Below are 20,188 nucleotides of genomic sequence, written 5' to 3' on the forward strand. Positions count from 1 at the left end.
TCAATATTCCATTGCTAACCTATTTTTTTGTAATAAAAAGAAAGCAGCTACTAAAAGCTGCTCTCTTTTCATTTGTTATTGAACTTTCTTTTTCCAAACACCTAGCATAATAGCCGAGACAATCGTTCCAATTAATATAGAGAAAATATATAGTAACGGTTTATTTACTAATGCTATTACAAATAATCCACCATGCGGTGCCGGTAATGTAATTTGGAATAACATAGATAACGCACCTGCAATACTTGAACCAACAACACAACTTACGATTACTCGAACCGGATCTGCAGCTGCAAACGGAATCGCACCTTCTGTAATGAACGATGCTCCCATAATATAATTTGTTAAACCAGATTTACGTTCCGCTTCTGTAAACTTTGATTTAAAGAATGTAGTTGCGAATGCAATCGCAAGTGGCGGTACCATACCACCAGCCATAACTGCTGAGTGCACTCCAAAATTCTGTGCTTCTATTGCAGCAATACCAAACGTAAATGCCGCTTTATTAATTGGACCACCCATATCAATTGCCATCATACCACCTAAAATAAGACCTAGTAATATAGCATTCGTACCATTTAAACCATTTAACCACCCTGTCAACATTTCATTTAATGCTACTACAGGCGGAATTACTACTTTTTGCATTACAACTCCTGTAATCAATAATCCAAAGACTGGATATAACAAAACAGGTTTAATTCCTTCTAATTGTACTGGTAGTCCTGAAAATAATCTTTTTAACCCTAAAACAACATATCCAGCTAAGAAACCAGCAATTAATCCACCTAAAAATCCAGCATTCGCATTCGCCGCTAAAAATCCACCTACAACACCAGGCATAAAACCAGGACGATCAGCAATAGAGCTTGCAATAAATCCAGCTAAAATTGGTACAAGGAATAAAAACGCACCTGTTTTTCCTCCACCAATTGACATGAACAATTCAGCTAAAGGACCTTCCGCCTTTATACCACCAAACGAAAATGCTAGCGCTATTAAAATCCCGCCACCAACAACGAATGGAAGCATATTACTTACACCGCTCATTAAATGCTTATAAATTCCTAATCCTTTTTCTCTCTCAATACTTTCTGTTTTCCCATCCTCTTTTACACCTTTAAAGATTGGTGCATCTTGTTTGACAGCTCGTTTAAGCAGATTTTCCGTTTTTCTAATCCCATCAGCAACTGGCACTTGAATGACATGTTTACCAGCAAAACGATTCATTTCTACTTGTTTATCTGCCGCAACAATAATAGCTGTTGCACGTTCAATATCCTCTTTCGTTAAACCGTTTTTAATACCTGTTGATCCGTTCGTTTCAACTTTAATCGCTATTCCTAACTCTGCCGCTTTTGCTTTTAAGCTATCCGCCGCCATATATGTGTGAGCGATTCCAGTTGGGCAAGCTGTAACAGCAAGTACGTACGGTTCATTTCCTTCTGGTTTTGCAACTTCAATCTCTTCTTCTTTTTCATTCTCTTTTTCATCAAATAGTTGAAGAAGCTCACTTTCATCCTTCGCTTCTAATAGTTGCTTGCGAAACCCTTCATCCATTAATAATGTCGATAAACGAGACAACGTTTCTAAATGAGTATTATTCGCTCCTTCACTTGCAGCAATCATAAAGAATAAGTGTGCCGGTTGTCCATCAAGCGACTCATAATTGATACCGCTTACACTTCTACCAAAACAAATCGATGGTTGTTTAACAGCCTTTGTCTTCGCATGAGGTATTGCAATACCTTCCCCTATTCCAGTCGTACTTTGGGACTCCCGCTTTAAAATAGCTTCTTTAAATTCCGTTTTACTATTTAAACGATTTGCCCCGTTTAATTTCTCAACTAATTCATCTATGACAGCTTCTTTATTTGAAGCTGTCATATCCATAATGACTGTATCCCTTTTTAATAGTTCTGTAATTTTCATATGTTGCTTCCCCCTATCGCTTAGCTACAATTACTTGCGACAATAATTCTTCTACTTTTTCCTTCTTACATAAATCAGCTGAAAATGCTGTTGCACTCCCTGTTGCAACGCCGTATTGAAATGCCTTTTCAATATCTTTTGTCTGTTCATATTTGCCTACAAACCCTGCAACAAGAGAATCTCCGGCCCCAACTGAATTAATTACAACACCTTTTGGAACAGTCGCTTCATATATACCTTCTGCCGTAAATAATAAAGCTCCCTCTCCAGCCATCGATACGATAACGTGTTTTACACCTTGTTCAATTAATTTTCTTCCATAAGGTAAAATGTCTTCTACTGTTGAAAGCTCCACTCCAAACAACTCACCAAGTTCATGGTGGTTTGGCTTAATTAAAAACGGCTTATTTTTAATTACATGTTGCAGTGCACTTCCACTTGCATCTACTACTACACGAATACCTTTTTCAGCTCCAAACGCAGCAATTGATTCGTAAAAGGTACTTGGAATAGAGACTGGTACACTCCCAGCGAGTACAACACAATCTCCAGGTTGCATACTCTCAATTTTTTTCATTAACTGTTCGAACTGCTCTTTTGTTACAATAGGACCTTGGCCATTTAATTCTGTTTCTTCTTTCCCTTTTATTTTCACATTAATGCGAGTATCTTCATCTACTTGGACGAAGTTTGTTGTTACACCTTCCGTCTGTAATACCTCTTTAATAAATTGACCAGTAAATCCACCAGTAAATCCAAGTGCTATATTTTTAACACCTAAACGCTGAAGAACACGAGAAACATTAATTCCTTTTCCTCCAGGAAACTTCATATCTTTCTCCGCTCGATTTATTGTTCCTAAATCAAAAGAAGGAACTTGCACTACATAATCAATAGATGGGTTTAAAGTAACTGTATAGATCATTGTTTATCAGCCTCAATTACATTGGTTTGTTTTTTATATTTTTCTAAATCAATTTCTAAATGGTTTGTAATAATATTTGCATCTTCAACATTTGCAATTTTCGCAAACGCAACTTCTGAAAACTTACTTTCATCAATTAAGAAATATCCTTCGTTTGCTAATGTTAATGCCATTTGTTTTAGGAGCGCTTCTTCTGGATCTGGCGTTGTAAAGCCAAGCTGTTCATGTACACCATTTGCACCTAAAAAACATTTATCAAAGCGATACTTCTGCATACTTTCCTGTGCCATAGCACCGATTAAAGCTTTCGTCCTACTCTTCATCATTCCGCCTAGTAAATACGCACGAATATTATTTTCAACTAAAGCTTCAATATGCATAAGTCCATTCGTAACGACAGTAACATCTTTATTGATTAAAAATGGAATCATTTCAAATGTTGTACTCCCTGCATCTAAATAAATACAATCACCTTGTTCAACAACGCTAGCCGCATAATTAGCAATTCGTTGTTTTATTTGAATGTTTTTGGATGATTTTTCAACCATCGTTGGTTCTTGCCCTTTTCCTGTTAAAACAGCGGCACCACCATGAACTCTTTTTAATAACCTTTGCTTTTCCAATTGTGCTAAATCACGGCGAATTGTCGACTCAGAGCTTTCTGTTCTTTCAACTAATTGCTGTAATTTTACAACTTTCTGTTCTTTTACAAGTTGCAATATCATTTGATGACGTTCAGGAGTTAACATTTTATTCACCTCTTCTTTGATTACAGTATAATGAAAACGGTCACAAAAATCAACCATAAACAGTCAAAAATAATCACAAACATTCATAAACGCTTATAAAAAGCAAAAAAGAAACCTATTCGATCAAACAATCAAATAGGTTTCTTTTCTAAATTCACTTATAAAGAAGCTTTATATATACTTAGAACATCATCTTTATTTAATTTTTTAAAGTTACCAAATTCACCATACACCATCGCTTTATTAGCCATTATATCAATTTCATTTTCTCCAATACCGTAATCAGCTAATGTTGCTGGTGCTTCAATTGAAGTCCAAAATTGACGCAGTGCCTCAATTCCTTCTAACGCCACTTCTTTATCTGTTTTGCCATCTGTTTCTATATCAAATACACGAATAGCGAACTGTTTAAAACGACTTACATTTTCCTCTACAACATGTTTCATCCAGTTCGGGAATAAAATCGCAAGCCCACCTCCATGCGGTATATCATGAACAGCAGAAACTGCATGTTCAATATTATGAGTTGCCCAGTCACCTCTTACTCCCATCGCTAAAATGCCATTTAACGCCATCGTTCCGCAATATAAAATTGTTTCCCTATGCTCATAATTTTCTAAATCACTTAAAAGCTTAGGTGCTGTTTCAATGACTGTTCTTAAAACAGATTCACAATAACGGTCTTGTAGTTCTGTATTCGTTCCATGATGGAAATATTGTTCTAATACATGTGACATAATATCTACCATACCATAAATCGTTTGATCTCTCGGTACAGATGCAGTATGAACTGGATCTAAAATTGAAAACTGCGGGAATGTAACTGGGCTTCCCCATCCATACTTTTCATTCGTTTCCCAATTTGTAATTACCGAGCCTGCATTCATTTCAGAACCTGTCGCAGCAAGAGTAAGTACAGTGCCAAATGGTAATGCCTCACTAGCAAATGCTTTTTTCGTTACAATATCCCATACATCTCCATCATATTTGCTACCAGCAGCAATCGCTTTCGTACAGTCGATTACACTTCCTCCACCAACTGCTAAAATAAATTCAACTCCATTATCTTTACAAATTTGAATCCCTTTCTTTACAGTTGATACACGAGGATTCGGTTCAACACCCGTCAATTCAAATACTTCTGCATTAATATCGTTTAAAATAGAAATTACATTATCATAAATACCGTTTCTTTTAATACTGCCTCCTCCATATACGAGAAGAACCTTCTTACCAAACTGTGGAATTTCAGTTTTTAACTGTTCTAATTGATTTTTACCGAAAATAAGTTTCGTTGGATTACGAAATACAAAATTTTGCATATTTCTTTACCATCCCTTCTATATGAAAAGCAACTATACTTTTGTATACCATATTTTTTTCATTTCACAAAAAGATTTGCTTAACAAAAAAGCCCCAGCCTAAGGGCTGAGACTTTTATTGATAATAAGGTGAGATCATTAAGTAAACAATAACACCAGATAAACTTACATATAACCAAATTGGCATCGTCCAACGTACAATTTTACGGTGACGTGTTAATTGATTTGTAAAACCAAATACAAGTGCAAACAATGCAAGTGGTACAATAATTGCTGCTAGGATAATATGTGTAATTAAAATGATGAAATACACATATTTAATGAATCCTTCTCCGCCAAAATGTGTTGCTGGCGCCAAGTAATGATACGATAAATAAGAAACACAAAATAGCAACGTCGTTGTAAATGCTGCGAGGATAAAACCACGGTGCATTTTCACATTCTTTTTAATAATAGAGTATAAAGCTGCTAATAAGAATACGAACGTAAAGCTATTAAAAATCGCATTTAACATTGGTAAAATTGTTACATCAAAATGTACTTCTCCTTCATAGCCAACAGGTCCAAAGAACAAAAATAAAATAATCGCATTTACAATTACAGAAAGCGTTATCACAATAGGAGCATAGCTTTTCTGATTTGTTGATTGATCCACCAAAATGGTCACTCCCTCTTCCTTCGAGTATGTATACATAACCTCACTATTTTAACATATTATTCACAGTGTAAATGTGACAATAGTTTGACACAGCAAGACAAGACAAAGAAAAAAATCCTTCTTAATAAAACTTCTTAAGAAGGATTTTATCGCTTTATTATTCAAATAGCAACGCGATTAATTTTTGTTAAAAAATGTATCGCTATATGCTTGAAAAATTTCAGACACTTGATATCCCATTAATGAAATTGCTGTTAATGAAAAGAAACCAATCATAAGAAATCGAAACCACATATAAATCTCCTCCTTGTATTTAGCTTAAAAAACGTTAGCTACCTTACAAGTTGCGTGGCACTCTTCATCATCACTTTCCTTCTTCTTTACAATTGCTGTTATAAATCGAATCATAAAGAATAGTACAAAAGGAAATTGTTCGTAATTCACATTGGCATAGTTTAGCAACGGCTCGCGCTGCACATCGAACGGAGATGAGAAGGAATAGAACATACCTTGCTCTTCCATATATACAATTACAATTTTCATGCAAAATACTATTCCTAGAAACGAAACAATATCTTGCCATTCTGTCGTATATAACAAGTTATACAGCTCTAATACGTACTCTTCCAACATCATCCCCCCCTTCCTTTTTTACCATTCTGCTCGCCTTCGTATAAAAAGTCAAGAAAAAAGTTTATATTCACTATGACAATAGTAATTACTTGTTTCTATGATTATATATGATTCTTTTATAGCAATGATTGGGTGTAACTCTCTTCTAAAACAAGAAATTAGAATCGAACAGATTCCTCATTTTTACTTTCGGAATTCAATACTGTACTATTTTTATTTCTATTAAAAATAAAATAAGAAATTATTATAAGAAGAGTAACAAGTATCATTAATAGTGCCTGTGAACGTAAAGATTCAATTGCGATCATTGCAACTAAAACTGCTATAATCGCAGCAATTGTAACATATGTTACATATGGAAAAAGCCACATCTTCACTTTCAAATTTTGTTGTTCTGCTTTCCTCATTTTTTTACGTATCTTGAAATGTGAAATTGCTATAACGAGATAAACGAGTAATGCAATACCGCCAGATGCATTCACTAAAAATAAAAATACTTTATCTGGAGATATGTAACTAAAAACAACTCCAATGTAAGCAAAGAAAGTTCCAAATAAAACCGCCCGAACCGGAACACCACTACTATTCAATTTCAAAAATGCCTTTGGTGCATCTCCTCTTTCTGCCATTGAAAAAAGCATTCTTGAGTTCGTATATAAACCCGAATTTAAACAAGAAAGTACAGCTGTTAAAACGATAAAATTCATAATTTGTGCTGCCGCTGGTATCCCTATATGTTCCAATACCGCCACAAATGGGCTTTTTAGTATGTTCGCTGAATTCCACGGAAGGAGTGTAACAACTACAGCGATCGATCCAATGAAAAATACGAGAATACGCCAAATCACACTATTTGTTGCTGTTTTTACTGCTTTTACAGGTTCGGCAGACTCTCCAGCGGCTACAGCAACAATCTCTGATCCCATAAATGAAAATATAACGACGGTAATTCCAAGTAACACCGAACTTATACCATTTGGCATAAATCCTCCTTGCCCTACTAAATTCGAAGTGCCAGGTGCTTCCGTTCCTGGTACAAATCCTAAAATAACAGCAAGACCTAAGCAAAGGAACAAAACAATACTTATTACTTTAATAAATGAAAACCAATATTCAAATTCTCCAAATGATTTCACCGAGAAAACATTCGTCAACGTTAATAAAATCGTTAATATTAAGCTTAATAACCAGAGTGGGATTTCCTGAATCCAGTATTGAATAATACCAGCACCTGCTGTAGCTTCTATTGCAATAACAATTACCCAGAAAAACCAATATAGCCACCCAATTGTATAACCTGCCCATGGACCAATTGCTTCTCTTGCATATGTTGCAAATGAACCACTTGTCGGATTAATAGCTGCCATTTCCCCCAGCATTCTCATAACGAAAATAACTAGAAGCCCTGCTAATGCATATGAAACGATAGAACCAGGTCCTGCCGAATGCACAACCGCACCACTTCCAACAAACAAACCAGCTCCTATTACGCCACCAATTGAGATCATTGTAATGTGGCGTATTTTGAGGTCTTTCTTAAGATTTTTATCCAACTCTTGTACATCCCCTTCCAAACTAAATTTTGAAATTTATGTAAGAGTACTGTGCGAAAGATTTTGTCCTATACTTTAAAATATATCAAAATATTCTGAATTTAACAATTGCAATTCAATCTCCTTCAAAAATTATTTCATTAGGTTTAATACTTTCCCATACACAATTGTTGAGAAAATTATAGTCCTCTTACAAAAGAAAGAATTTTCAGATATCATTAAATAAACAAGATTATACATCTAGACAACTTTTTGTATAGGAGTGTTAATATGTTAAACAAGTTCAAATTTTTTTGTTGTATTTTAGTAATGTTCTTACTACTACCGTTATCCCCTCTCCAAACACAAGCAGCAAACAATTTAGGTTCAAAATTACTCGTTGGATACTGGCATAACTTCGATAACGGTACTGGCATTATTAAATTAAGAGACGTTTCACCAAAATGGGATGTAATCAATGTATCTTTCGGTGAAACTGGTGGTGATCGTTCCACTGTTGAATTTTCCCCTGTATATGGTACAGATGCAGAATTCAAATCAGATATTTCTTATTTAAAAAGTAAAGGAAAGAAAGTAGTTCTTTCAATAGGTGGACAAAATGGGGTCGTTTTACTCCCTGACAATGCCGCTAAGCAACGTTTTATTAATTCCATACAATCTCTGATTGATAAATATGCTTTTGATGGAATAGATATTGACCTTGAATCGGGTATTTACTTAAACGGAAATGACACTAATTTCAAAAACCCAACTACTCCTCAAATCGTAAATCTTATATCAGCTATTCGAACAATCTCAGATCATTATGGTCCAGATTTTCTATTAAGCATGGCTCCTGAAACAGCTTATGTTCAAGGCGGTTATAGCGCATACGGAAGCATCTGGGGTGCATATTTACCAATTATTTATGGAGTGAAAGATAAACTAACATACATTCACGTTCAACACTACAATGCTGGTAGCGGGATTGGAATGGACGGTAATAACTACAATCAAGGTACTGCAGACTACGAAGTCGCTATGGCGGATATGCTCTTACATGGTTTTCCTGTAGGTGGTAATGCAAATAACATTTTCCCAGCTCTTCGTTCGGATCAAGTCATAATTGGACTTCCTGCAGCTCCAGCGGCCGCTCCAAGTGGCGGGTACATTTCTCCAACTGAAATGAAAAAAGCTTTAGATTATATCATTAAGGGCATTCCTTTCGGAGGAAAGTATAAACTTTCAAATCAGAGTGGCTATCCTGCATTCCGCGGCCTAATGTCTTGGTCTATTAATTGGGATGCAAAAAACAACTTTGAATTCTCTAATACTTACAGAACATATTTTGATAATCTTTCCTTGCAAAAATAATAAAAAACAACAATAGGTTACATAACCTATTGTTGTTTTTTATTTATGTAAATTACTTTTTCACTTCTACATGATGAAGAGATTCTTTTTCATCTCTTACATAACTATTCACAAGACTTAAAAGTAATTTACCACCAATTAACATTGCTTGTTCATCAAAATCAGCACGTAGCGCTATCGTCTTCCCAGGTCTTCCACCTTCAATTACGCCGATTACTCCTCTGCTCCCGATATTTGTTTTCACATCAATATGAAAACTTTTTAAGATTTCAGCTATTTTTCTCGGCGTTTCTATTTCTTGAAACGCTAGCTCTGGATATTGATGAAAATCTCTTCGTCATGAAACTATTTGATTATATAAACTTTCCAATTCTTTATGCCATGTTTCTATCCTAGAAATTCCCCTTTCTTTATTTAACACTTTAAACAAAACTTACATAATATTCAGTATTTAACTATTAAAAAAAGAGAACTTTCTCTAAAAGTCCTCCTACTATTCTAGTCACTATTTTGCTTCAACACAAAAATTGAAAGTTCAGGTACACTCCAAAATCTAACAGGCATCCTAGTAGTCCCAATGCCACGATTTACATATAAATATAACGGCTTACTCTTCCCCTCTACTTCATACATACCTTCAACATAGTTCTCAGCTAGTTTGGTAGTAATTAACGGACCTACAAAAGGAATTTGGACTTGTCCTCCGTGACTATGTCCTGACAGTTGAAGATCAACTGGGTAACGATTGATTTTGGTTACAACATCCGGCTCATGTACTAATAACATGTTGAAATCATTTTGTTTCAAGTTTTTTAAAGTTGAATCTATTTGCGGCTTCCCTAATAGAAAATCATCCAAACCTGATATTGTAATATATTTGCCGTTTTCCACTTTAATTTTCTGCACTTCATTTACTAATACAGAAAAACCAGCTTCCTCCATATATTTTTTGTAAAATAAACTACCGCCCCCGCCCCTATCATGATTCCCAAACACAGCATATTTCCCTAAGGGAGCGTAAATTTTCTGCAAAATAGCCTTCGCTTCTTCTCTTTCCGCACTATAAGACCCAAATTTATCTATTAAATCTCCAGTAAAAACTACTATATCTGGATGTAATCCATTCATCTTCTCCACTAAATGTTCAAGTTGTTTCAGTGTAAACTCTGGTCCTAAATGTACATCTGAAAACTGTAATATTTTTTTATTATTAAATTCTTTAGGAATTGCAGAAGCTTCTATTTCATTCCACGTAACTGTTACTAATTTTCGTTCTATTTCTGTCGCATAATAATACAAACTTACTGGTATCATTAATATACTTATAAAAATAATAATAAATATCTTTACGATTGATTTTTTTCGTTCTTTTTTTACATGATTCGTATTCATGTTTTCACCTCTAGAAACACTTTAAATCCTTATTGTTACATTAATGTGACAACATGAACAATGTTATCAATATGTCGTTCCCTCTCTATTCACTTTGACAATTTTATACAGAAGTCATAACATATTTTTATAATACGTAGATTTTTGAATTTTTTCTATTCATTCCATCATTTTATTACGGAGGGGTTATTCATGTCTGTATTTACACCAGAAGAAATTACGAAACTTGCTGCGAATTCAGGAAGGAAAAAAGGTCATTTATCATTGCTCCCTATACTAATTCTTGGTTTTTTTGGTGGTGCTTTTATCTCATTAGGGTATTTACTAGATATCATGTTATTGGGACAATGCCAAAATATTGGGGATCATTTTCTAGTTTTCTAGGCGCTGCTGTATTCCCTATTGGTCTTATTCTCGTTATTCTTGCAGGCGGTGAACTAGTTACTGGTAACATGATGACAGTTTCTATGGCCTGGTTCCAAAAGAAAATTACTTTATTTTATTTCATACGAAATTTAGTTATTGTTACATTTAGCAATTTCATAGGAGCTGTATTCGTAGCCTATTTTTTCGGTCATATCGTCGGCTTAACTGAAGGAGCTTTTTTAGCGAAAACTATTTCTATCGCTCAAGCGAAACTACAAGATACACCATTGCAAGCATTTATTTCTGCAATCGGATGTAATTGGCTCGTTTGTTTAGCTGTTTGGCTCAGTATGGGAAGTAAAGAATTTATCGGAAAGATTATCGGTATTTGGTTCCCAGTTATGACTTTTGTTGCAATTGGATTTCAACACGTTGTAGCCAATATGTTTGTCATCCCAGCTGCGATTTTTGCCGGTCATTTCACTTGGGCTGAATATTTTCCAAACTTTATTTTTGTTTTCTTTGGAAATTTAGTAGGGGGTATGTTATTTGTAGCACTACCTTACTTCATATCTTATAATAAGAAACTACCTTCTCATCAAGAGAAGACTGAAATGAAGAACAAATCTCTATCCGCTTAAATGGAATGTCTATAAAGTGTCCTAAAAAATATTACAAATTTCATTTTTTTTGCGAATATATGTACGTACACTTGTTCTCGAATGTTTTATACGTTATAATAACAACTTAAATAGCATTATTTACATATGAGGTGAAAAACATGAACAAAACAGAATTAATTAAAAACGTAGCACAAAATGCTGAGATTTCTCAAAAAGAAGCTACTGTAGTTGTACAAACTGTAGTAGAATCAATCACTAACACTTTAGCTGCTGGTGAAAAAGTACAACTTATCGGATTCGGTACATTCGAAGTTCGCGAAAGAGCTGCTCGTACAGGCCGTAACCCACAAACTGGTGAAGAAATGCAAATCGCAGCTTCTAAAGTACCTGCTTTCAAAGCTGGTAAAGAACTAAAAGAAGCTGTAAAATAATGAAAAATATCCTTCTCATTTATGAGAAGGATATTTTTTTCATAACATAATTAATAAAAATCTGACCATTATGCTGTTTCTTTTGTTCTTTTATGCAAATAAAACCTTTACTTTTAAAAAAAGGTTTTGCGGTAATGCTCGCCTCTGTATATATCTCCCTATGCCCCAATTTCACTGCTTCTTTTTCTAACATCTGTAGTATGTATGAAGCGACTCTTTTCCCTTGATAATCTTTATGTGTAAATAAACGATCTACGTAATGATCATCGTTATAATCCCCAAATCCCAATATCACACCGTTATGATCCGCTACATAACTAATATTCTTCTCTAAAGACTTTAACCAGCTTTCTCTATCTAGTCGATTTGGTGCCCACGCCTGTAGCTGTAACTCATTATAATCTTTTGCATTAACCGTATGAACTGTCTCATAGAACAATTGTAATACTTGCTCTAAATCTTCTTTCTGAAATGTTCTAACTATAATATCTTTTAACATATATAAGTCTCCTTACCAAACTACCTCTTAACTTTTCTACTACATACGATTCCATATTTCTTCTTTATTATATCGTTTTAATTTCTATACGAACAAAAAAACAATACTTATTCAAAGTATTGTTTTTTAATTCTATTCAATTACTTTAATGTAGCTTTTTAAGACTTTAATTTAACTCTTTGTAATCTTAATGCATTTAATACAACGGATACAGAACTAAATGCCATCGCTGCTCCAGCAACCCAAGGTGCTAAGAAGCCTAATGCCGCGATTGGAATTCCTAACGCGTTATAAGCTAATGCCCAGAATAAATTTTGTTTAATATTTCTTATCGTCATTTTACTCATAAAGATCGCATCAGCAATACTATTTAAATCCCCACGGATTAACGTAATATCTGCCGCTTCCATCGCTACATCCGTTCCTGTTCCAATTGCCATACCGATATCCGCCGTAGCAAGAGCAGGAGCATCATTTATTCCATCTCCAACCATTGCTACTTTCTTACCTTGTGCTTGGAGTTTTTTCACTTCTTCTGCTTTTCCTTCTGGCAATACTTCTGCAATTACGTGATCAATACCAACTTGCTTTGCAATCGCCTGAGCAGTTTGTGTATTATCTCCTGTAATCATCACAACGTCTAGACCCATTTTTTTCAGTCTTGCGATAGCTGCTTTTGAAGTATCTTTCACAGTATCTGCAACGGCAACTATACCGGCATATTCTTTATCGATTGCAATAAGCATTGCTGTTTTTCCTTCTCGTTCTAGCGCTTCCATTGATTTAGAAACTTCTTCAATATCAATATTGAATTCCTTCATTAATCGACGTGTGCCAATTAATAATTGTTTTCCTTCTACAACTGATTCGATACCGAATCCTGGAATCGCTTCAAACGTTTCTGAACTTGGGATATCAATTTTCTTTTCTTTAATTCCTTCTACAATCGCTTCTGCAAGTGGATGTTCAGAATTTCTTTCTGCTGCCCCTACTAAACGTAGTATTTCTTCTTCACGGAATCCATCTGCTACAATTACATCTGTTAACACCGGCTTCCCGTTTGTCACAGTACCTGTTTTATCTAGAATAACTGTATCTAATCGGTGTGTTGCTTCTAAATGCTCCCCGCCCTTAAATAAAATACCATACTCAGCCGATCTTCCTGATCCTGCCATAATAGATGTAGGCGTTGCAAGCCCTAATGCACACGGACAAGCGATAACAAGTACGGCAATCATTTTCTCAAGTGCTCCGCCAAAATCACCAGGTGTAACAAATAGCATCCACACTGCAAATGTGATAATTGCAATCACAACTACAACTGGTACGAAAATACCTGAAATTTGATCTGCTACCCTTTGAATAGGAGCTTTTGAACCTTGAGCCTCTTCTACTACTTTAATAATTTGAGCTAATGCAGTATCTCTGCCTACCTTAGTGGCTTTCACTTTTAAAAACCCATTTTTATTTATTGTAGAACCGATTACTCCATCTCCAATTGTTTTATCAACCGGAATACTTTCGCCTGTTAACATCGATTCATCTATCGCTGACTTTCCTTCTACAATTTCCCCATCTACTGGGATTTTTTCACCAGGCTTTACATAGACGATATCACCAGCTACTACTTCTTCAATCAAAATTTTTATTTCTGTTCCATCTCGCACAACTGTAGCTGTCTTCGCTTGTAAACCCATCAATTTTTTAATCGCTTCTGATGAGCGCCCTTTTGCTTTCGCTTCAAATAATTTACCTAAAATAATTAATGTAATAAGTACCGCACTCGTTTCAAAATATAAATCTGTCATATGTTCCGAAGAACCAATAGATTGAATACTTAAATATACACTATAGAAATAGGCGGCCGACGTTCCAAGCGCCACGAGAACATCCATATTAGCACTTTTATTGCGTAACGCTTTATAAGCCCCAACATAAAACTGTCCACCAATGATAAATTGAACAGGAGTTGCAAGTGTTAGTTGCACCCAAGGGTTCATTAACATATCTGGTAAATAAATAAACGAAGTAAATGAGAAATGACTAACCATTGCCCACAATAATGGGAAAGATAAAATAAACGAAATAATAAACTTCTTCTTTTGTCGCTCAATTTCTTGTAATCGATGATCAGTTGATGCATCTTGATCATCTGGTTTCACTTCTAATTTATATCCTAGCTTCGTAATCACGCTCTTCATTTCATTTACATTAACTTCATCAGGATTAAAGTCTACTGTGGCTGATTCTAAAGCAAAATTTACTGTCGCCTTGTTCACACCATCTAACTTATTTAAACGCTTTTCAACTCTATTTGCACATGCTGCACATGTCATTCCTGAAACAGTAAATTCAGCTTTATCACTTACAATTCCATATCCTAACGATTCAACTTTTTCTTTAAATTGTTGCGGATTTGTTTTAGTTGGATCGTACATTATTTTTGTTTTTTCAAGCGCAAAATTTACATTTGCCTCATGAACACCTTCTACTTTTTTTAGACCTTTTTCAATTCTATTTGCACATGCCGCACATGTCATTCCTGATATTTGAAGATTGGCCTCTTTTTTTTCATTCATGTCTCTCACCTCTATATACCCTTATGAGGTATAATTATTAGCAAAATAAATCGTACTTCATTTAAAGTACGATTTATCTCCATATCTAAAAATAATTATTGAACATCGTATCCTTGATCTTCGATTACAGCAACGATATCTTTTAATGTTACAGCAGACGAATCGATAGTAACTTCAACAGTTCCTTCTGCTAATTGAACCTTCACTTGTTCAACACCGTTTAGCTCTTTCACACTGCTTTCGATAGCATTTACACAATGTCCACAAGACATACCTTCAACTTGTAATGTTAACTGTTCCATTTAAAATCCTCCTCTTGTTTATTCATTGTTTGTTAATCACAATTACATCTTACCATACCCCCCTAAGGTAATCAATGGTTTTATATCATGATTTGTCAATTATTTTCTAAAAGTTTATTTTACACACACTTTTTCACTACAATACACCAAAATCCAATATAAGGGTAAACAAAAAAACAAGCCAGTTAAATACTAGCTTGTTTTTACGCTTTTGAAAAACGTTCAAATACTGTCATTAATTCTTCAATTGCTTCGTCACCATTTCCATTTTTAATAGCTCCTGAAACACAATGACTCGTATGATTTTTGAGAACGCCCATTCCTACTTTTTTCATCGCTGCATTAATCGCTGAAATTTGCACTAAAATATCCACGCAATAACGATCATTTTCAATCATATTTTGAATACCGCGAACCTGTCCTTCAATTCTCTTTAATCTATTTATAATCTGTTCTTTTTCTTTTTCTGATCTATGTGTTACTGCTTCATTCTCTTTATGATCCATATTATCACCTTCTTAAAGTTTCTCTTCATCCAATAAAACAATTGTTTTTATGAGTATACCAATTATAGCATTAAATATCTACGCATGATACCCCATAAGAGTATATTTACACTTTATGCCTATTCTTAACAACTTATTAGCTTCTCAGCCTCAATTATCATGATACCCTTTCCTTTTTTCAAAAAAATAATAAGAGGGGATTATCCATCCCCTCTTATTATTCATCCATAAATACAAAAGTCTCAATTTATACGTGTATAAATTGAGACTTTTTTCCTTCTATATATAATTATTGCTGATCACATACTTTTTCATCATTCACTACTGAAGTTCCTTCCACGGTTACCGTATGAAAACAGTCATTTACACGAACTGTCACAACATTATCTTGCCGATCAATAACATGATATTCATTAAAATTTTTATTCAGAGCACTGCGAATTTGTTCTCCTTCATAAATTGGAATTCCATGTGATAAAACCCAAATAAGCCCAGCGATAGCAAGAATAGTTTTCATACGATCTACCTCCTTGAAAATATAGTGAACTTTTAATCCATGCTTTTGCAGCTCTACGAATCATGATTGGAATGAACTAAGCCTTTTTGGAAATAAGTTCATTTCGTCTATTTTATGTTTATGCTAATTGTGACCGAATTGTGACAACTTTTTGTCTCTTTAGACGAAAAGTTGAAACAAAACGTTCAAAAAGGACAATTCTACATATCAAAAAAGGTTATGGAACGTTTCATCCATAACCTTTTTAAGTCCAATCCTACAACTCATCCACCGTACTTCATGTGATCTTTGTAGAGTTGTTTTATTTTCATTCATTGACATCAAAGCAAAACTTCGAAAATACTTCCCACACAAGTTCATTTCTGCTACTTACCCCAGTCTTTTCAAAAATGGATTTTAAATGATCTTGTACCGTGTATATAGATATACAAAGTTCTTGGGCTAATTCCTTTGTCGACATACCTGTAAGAATTTTACGTATTACTTGCTTCTCACGTATTGTAAAACTATAAGCTTCCATAATAAGTGGAAAAATCTCTTCCGGTCTTGCTCTTTCGAATAGAACAATATAACCACCTTGAAAACTACTTGTACGTTCTAACTTACTAGCCCGAATGATTAAAAAATGGCCATAGGCTAAAGGTAGACAAACGTTTTCTTCTCTATTCATACACCCTACATTATACTCGTTAGCCTTTACTTTCGAACAAACCGCACGTATTGGCCTTGGTATTTCTTTTATATTTAACTGTTCATGCTTTCTAAGATTTGAAAGCCACTCGCTGCCACCTTGATTCCAATATAATACACTAAAATCCTCACTTACTATAATCGTACCTGTGCCTATCACCTTCTCTTCTGAAAAAGGTATAGAAACTGTCTTCTTTAAAGCCTCTCCAGCGATTGGGACTATCGTTGCTAAGTACTTACAATCATCGATATGAAAAGCGGGACTTATACTTCCTCGAAATAAACTAAGATGGCCATAACATTTCCCCTTACTCATACAAACGCCCCTTAATTCATCTCCAAAACTTGCTGGTTTTAAAATATTTCGGTATCTAGAGCTTTTCTTTTGTTCACCATTTGTCGCCATACTTAGAGAAGCAACATGAGGAGAGTGTTCTGTTAAACATTTAAATTTATTAAAATCATCTTCTAAAAATTCATTCATAAACAATTGTGGATGAATCTTTTCAACACTCTCATCGGTAAATGCCCCAGTAGATAAAAAAGAAATTGGGTCTATAGTTGTAAAACAAGCGGCGTCAAAATCAATAACTTTACGTATCAAGTGGAGAAATGACTCTTGAAATGATCTTATAGAACTTATATGATTCGCTACCATTTTAATTTCTTTCATTGTTTTTTCATGCATCCTCTTCCCCCCCAGATTTACGGGATTGTTCCCCTTCATAATTTCATTTCATAATAAACCTATAAAACACATACTTAGGAGGTTAAAAATGAATTGGAATGATACTACCGTAAATTCATATGAACAAAGAATTCCATGTAAAATCCCAGGCTACTACCACCTATATGAAATGATGAACCATTTTTTATTTACTACACTCCCTATAAAAAACATGAATCCAAATTTACTAGTTATAGGTGCTGGTGGCGGACAAGAAATTCTCTCAATAGGCAAACAAAATAACAACTTATCTTTTACAGGGGTCGATCCATCTGAAAGCATGCTACAGTTAGCTAAAAAAAGAATTAAAAACGAAGGCATACAAAACCATGTTCATCTTGTACATGGAACTATCCATACATTATTACCAAATCAGTTATTTGACGCTGCCACCTGTATGCTTGTCCTGCACTTCATTCCAACTAATAAGGAGAAAAAAGAACTTATTAATGATATTAGTAATCGCCTAAAGCCTGGTGCGCCATTCTTTCTCGCTTCAATAAATGGTGTGCCCCATACAAGTATGTTTTCTACACAATTACATGCTTGGCGCAATCATATGATGCAAAATCAAATTCCATTAGAAGATTGGGACCGATTTGAAAATTCTTTTGAAACAGAAATATTTCCTATTTCCGAAGCTAATTTATTAACTATTATGGAGGAATGTGGCTTTACTCAAATGACTCGCTTTTTCACTAGTTTTTTAATTGATGGATACGTTGCCTTTAAACAATAAGGAAAAAAGGTAAGCAATTGCTTACCTTTTTTCCTATACGTAACTAATAAATCTCAATCCTTTACTTAAAGACGTCGGCACAACAGATGCATGATTCTCTCCTTCAGCTTCATAAAACTTAAATTTAAGTTTATCGTGGTTTACTTGGAGAAGGCGCTCTGATAATTCATTTGCACCTACAACCATATGCTCTCGTTCTAGTGACCCAACTGTAAGGAACACTCCTGTTTCAAACTTAGCATTGTTTAATTCATGTATAAGGTTCTCTTCTTTTTCAAGTACAGATTTATTATTCCACCATATAGATGGACTACTAATAAAATAATTTTGAAAAGCATTTAAGTTTGTAAATAGTATATGGAGAGCAAATAGTCCACCTAAAGAATGCCCAAATAACGTTTGCTTACCTTTATCAATCTCAAAATTCTTTTCAATTTGTGGTTTCAGTTCTTCTTCAATAAAAGTAAAGAAATTATGTGCTCCTCCTGTTTTAGGCCACGGTTTACCATCTGGTTTTAAAGGAGCATCTTTTGAAATTACGCTAGGCGTAAAATCATAGCATCTTTCTTCCCCTGAAAATGCGCCTTCAATTGGATAACCCACTCCTACTATAACAGCTGGTGAAACACCGGTTTTTTCCGCTCTTACTGATTGTATTTTAACTGCTTCATGAAATGTTTGAAAAAAGGCATTGCCATCTAATACGTAAATGACAGGATATCCTGAATCCGGTGCTGGTTGCCTCGGCTTTGAAATATGAATTTGATATTCTTTACCTTTTAATTTTGAATACATTTTCCACTGCTCTGTATTAGATGTTATAATCTGCTGTTTTTCAACTGTAGTATTCACCCTATCCCCCCCTTTTTAACTTGTTACATATATTTCGATTTTTTCTTCTTGAGATACAACGCTATCATAACCGAAACAAACAGGAGCCCCGTTATACGGATCAATCATGACACGCGCATCAATATGAAATACTTCTTTTAACACTTCATTTGTAATGATTTCTTCTGGGCTACCAGTTATAACAATTTCTCCTTCCTTCATTGCAATAATTTCATCTGAAAACCTTGCTGCATGATTAATATCATGTAATACCATAACAACCGTACAATTATGTTCTTTATTTAACTTCTCCACAATTTGTAATACATCTAATTGATGAGACATATCAAGGTATGTAGTTGGCTCATCTAATAGCAACACTTCTGTCTCTTGTGCTAATGCCATCGCTAGCCATACCTTTTGTCTTTGACCGCCCGATAAATTTGCAATTTGTCTCGTCCGAAATTCAGAAGTTTTCGTTATATCTAATGCCCAATCAATCATTTCTTTATCTTTTGTCGTTAACTTATTTACGTTATTTCGATGTGGATAGCGTCCATAAGAAATTAATTCTTCCACTTTAAGTTCACCTGGTGCAATTGGCGTTTGCGGGAGTAAAGCTAACTGCTTCGCAATTTCTTTCGTTGGAATTGTATGTAAATCTTGCCCTTGCAAATATACTTTTCCGCTTTTTTGTTTTAAAATTCTTCCCATTGTTTTTAACAATGTCGATTTACCGCAACCGTTTGGACCTATAATTGTCGTTACTTTTCCTTCTTGTATTTCCACATTTAAATCGCGAAACACTGTAAGCTTTTCATAACTTGTTTCTAAATTTTTTGCACTTAAAATACTCACTTT

19 protein-coding genes and 2 pseudogenes are annotated in these 20,188 nt (G+C 34.6%); 4 read left to right on the top strand and 17 right to left on the bottom strand.

Features of this window, described 5'->3' with window-relative positions; all coding sequences use genetic code 11:
- Positions 1-75 precede the first annotated feature (75 nt).
- The 7 genes from NZ044_RS18250 to gabP form a co-directional block, all read right to left on the bottom strand.
- The gene (locus tag NZ044_RS18250) at positions 76-1,932 is read right to left on the bottom strand and encodes a PTS fructose transporter subunit IIABC (protein ID WP_000704616.1); all 1,857 of its coding nucleotides are present in this window, start codon (positions 1,930-1,932) and stop codon (positions 76-78) included.
- 13 nt (positions 1,933-1,945) lie between these two features.
- Positions 1,946-2,857 (bottom strand): 1-phosphofructokinase, encoded by a 912-nt coding sequence (gene pfkB, locus NZ044_RS18255; RefSeq protein WP_000640856.1) that lies wholly within the window; start codon positions 2,855-2,857, stop codon positions 1,946-1,948.
- On the bottom strand, positions 2,854-3,606 hold the full coding sequence (locus tag NZ044_RS18260) for a DeoR/GlpR family DNA-binding transcription regulator (RefSeq protein ID WP_063675610.1): 753 nt from the start codon (positions 3,604-3,606) through the stop codon (positions 2,854-2,856). The genes pfkB and NZ044_RS18260 overlap by 4 nt, the downstream gene beginning before the upstream one ends.
- Positions 3,607-3,764: 158 nt before the next feature.
- A complete protein-coding gene (locus tag NZ044_RS18265; protein WP_001179115.1) occupies positions 3,765-4,928 on the bottom strand; it encodes an iron-containing alcohol dehydrogenase in 1,164 nt (387 codons plus the stop codon).
- A gap of 115 nt (positions 4,929-5,043) precedes the next feature.
- Positions 5,044-5,586, bottom strand: a complete 543-nt coding sequence (locus tag NZ044_RS18270) for a DUF420 domain-containing protein (RefSeq protein ID WP_000228316.1) — start codon at positions 5,584-5,586, stop codon at positions 5,044-5,046.
- 318 nt (positions 5,587-5,904) lie between these two features.
- Positions 5,905-6,219, bottom strand: coding sequence for a hypothetical protein (locus NZ044_RS18275; protein ID WP_002162598.1), 315 nt, complete (start codon positions 6,217-6,219; stop codon positions 5,905-5,907).
- Between the two features lie 158 nt (positions 6,220-6,377).
- The gene (gene gabP / locus NZ044_RS18280) at positions 6,378-7,772 is read right to left on the bottom strand and encodes a GABA permease (RefSeq protein WP_118961873.1); all 1,395 of its coding nucleotides are present in this window, start codon (positions 7,770-7,772) and stop codon (positions 6,378-6,380) included.
- Between the two features lie 270 nt (positions 7,773-8,042).
- Here gabP and NZ044_RS18285 point away from each other — a divergent pair, with 270 nt between their 5' ends.
- Positions 8,043-9,125, top strand: coding sequence for a chitinase (locus tag NZ044_RS18285; RefSeq protein ID WP_044782938.1), 1,083 nt, complete (start codon positions 8,043-8,045; stop codon positions 9,123-9,125).
- 154 nt (positions 9,126-9,279) lie between these two features.
- Here the strand turns inward: NZ044_RS18285 and NZ044_RS18290 are convergent.
- Positions 9,280-9,516: pseudogene (locus NZ044_RS18290) on the bottom strand (amidohydrolase); the annotation flags it as partial.
- A 107-nt stretch (positions 9,517-9,623) separates the two neighbouring features.
- Positions 9,624-10,517, bottom strand: a complete 894-nt coding sequence (locus NZ044_RS18295; RefSeq protein WP_098505705.1) for a metallophosphoesterase — start codon at positions 10,515-10,517, stop codon at positions 9,624-9,626.
- A gap of 192 nt (positions 10,518-10,709) precedes the next feature.
- On the opposite strand from NZ044_RS18295, the pseudogene NZ044_RS18300 reads away from it, so the two are divergent.
- Both NZ044_RS18300 and NZ044_RS18305 read left to right on the top strand, forming a co-directional pair.
- Positions 10,710-11,524 (top strand): annotated as a pseudogene (locus tag NZ044_RS18300) (formate/nitrite transporter family protein).
- 140 nt (positions 11,525-11,664) lie between these two features.
- On the top strand, positions 11,665-11,937 hold the full coding sequence (locus NZ044_RS18305; RefSeq protein ID WP_001043904.1) for an HU family DNA-binding protein: 273 nt from the start codon (positions 11,665-11,667) through the stop codon (positions 11,935-11,937).
- Positions 11,938-11,956: 19 nt separating this feature from the next.
- On the opposite strand, the gene NZ044_RS18310 is transcribed toward NZ044_RS18305, so the two are convergent.
- The 6 genes from NZ044_RS18310 to NZ044_RS18335 form a co-directional block, all read right to left on the bottom strand.
- Positions 11,957-12,436 carry a GNAT family N-acetyltransferase gene (locus tag NZ044_RS18310; RefSeq protein ID WP_000910172.1) on the bottom strand — a complete coding sequence of 160 codons (480 nt, stop codon included), beginning with the start codon at positions 12,434-12,436 and terminating at the stop codon, positions 11,957-11,959.
- Between the two features lie 158 nt (positions 12,437-12,594).
- Positions 12,595-15,015, bottom strand: a complete 2,421-nt coding sequence (locus NZ044_RS18315) for a heavy metal translocating P-type ATPase (RefSeq protein ID WP_001003184.1) — start codon at positions 15,013-15,015, stop codon at positions 12,595-12,597.
- 95 nt (positions 15,016-15,110) lie between these two features.
- Complete coding sequence (copZ, locus tag NZ044_RS18320; RefSeq protein ID WP_000436973.1) at positions 15,111-15,317, bottom strand: copper chaperone CopZ; 207 nt, start codon at positions 15,315-15,317, stop codon at positions 15,111-15,113.
- 203 nt (positions 15,318-15,520) lie between these two features.
- The gene (locus NZ044_RS18325; protein ID WP_000349643.1) at positions 15,521-15,823 is read right to left on the bottom strand and encodes a metal-sensing transcriptional repressor; all 303 of its coding nucleotides are present in this window, start codon (positions 15,821-15,823) and stop codon (positions 15,521-15,523) included.
- Positions 15,824-16,112: 289 nt separating this feature from the next.
- The gene (locus tag NZ044_RS18330) at positions 16,113-16,340 is read right to left on the bottom strand and encodes a hypothetical protein (protein WP_000849105.1); all 228 of its coding nucleotides are present in this window, start codon (positions 16,338-16,340) and stop codon (positions 16,113-16,115) included.
- A 307-nt stretch (positions 16,341-16,647) separates the two neighbouring features.
- Positions 16,648-17,718 carry a helix-turn-helix transcriptional regulator gene (locus NZ044_RS18335; RefSeq protein WP_000544759.1) on the bottom strand — a complete coding sequence of 357 codons (1,071 nt, stop codon included), beginning with the start codon at positions 17,716-17,718 and terminating at the stop codon, positions 16,648-16,650.
- Positions 17,719-17,806: 88 nt separating this feature from the next.
- On the opposite strand from NZ044_RS18335, the gene NZ044_RS18340 reads away from it, so the two are divergent.
- Positions 17,807-18,496, top strand: a complete 690-nt coding sequence (locus NZ044_RS18340; protein WP_001104343.1) for a class I SAM-dependent methyltransferase — start codon at positions 17,807-17,809, stop codon at positions 18,494-18,496.
- A 33-nt stretch (positions 18,497-18,529) separates the two neighbouring features.
- Here the strand turns inward: NZ044_RS18340 and NZ044_RS18345 are convergent, their stop codons facing one another.
- Complete coding sequence (locus NZ044_RS18345; RefSeq protein WP_001098706.1) at positions 18,530-19,348, bottom strand: alpha/beta hydrolase; 819 nt, start codon at positions 19,346-19,348, stop codon at positions 18,530-18,532.
- A 15-nt stretch (positions 19,349-19,363) separates the two neighbouring features.
- Positions 19,364-20,185 carry an ABC transporter ATP-binding protein gene (locus NZ044_RS18350; protein ID WP_000025762.1) on the bottom strand — a complete coding sequence of 274 codons (822 nt, stop codon included), beginning with the start codon at positions 20,183-20,185 and terminating at the stop codon, positions 19,364-19,366.
- Between the last annotated feature and the right edge of the window lie 3 nt (positions 20,186-20,188).

The sequence above is a fragment of the Bacillus sp. FSL K6-1338 genome, from assembly GCF_038006965.1.
Taxonomy (GTDB): domain Bacteria; phylum Bacillota; class Bacilli; order Bacillales; family Bacillaceae_G; genus Bacillus_A; species Bacillus_A thuringiensis_S.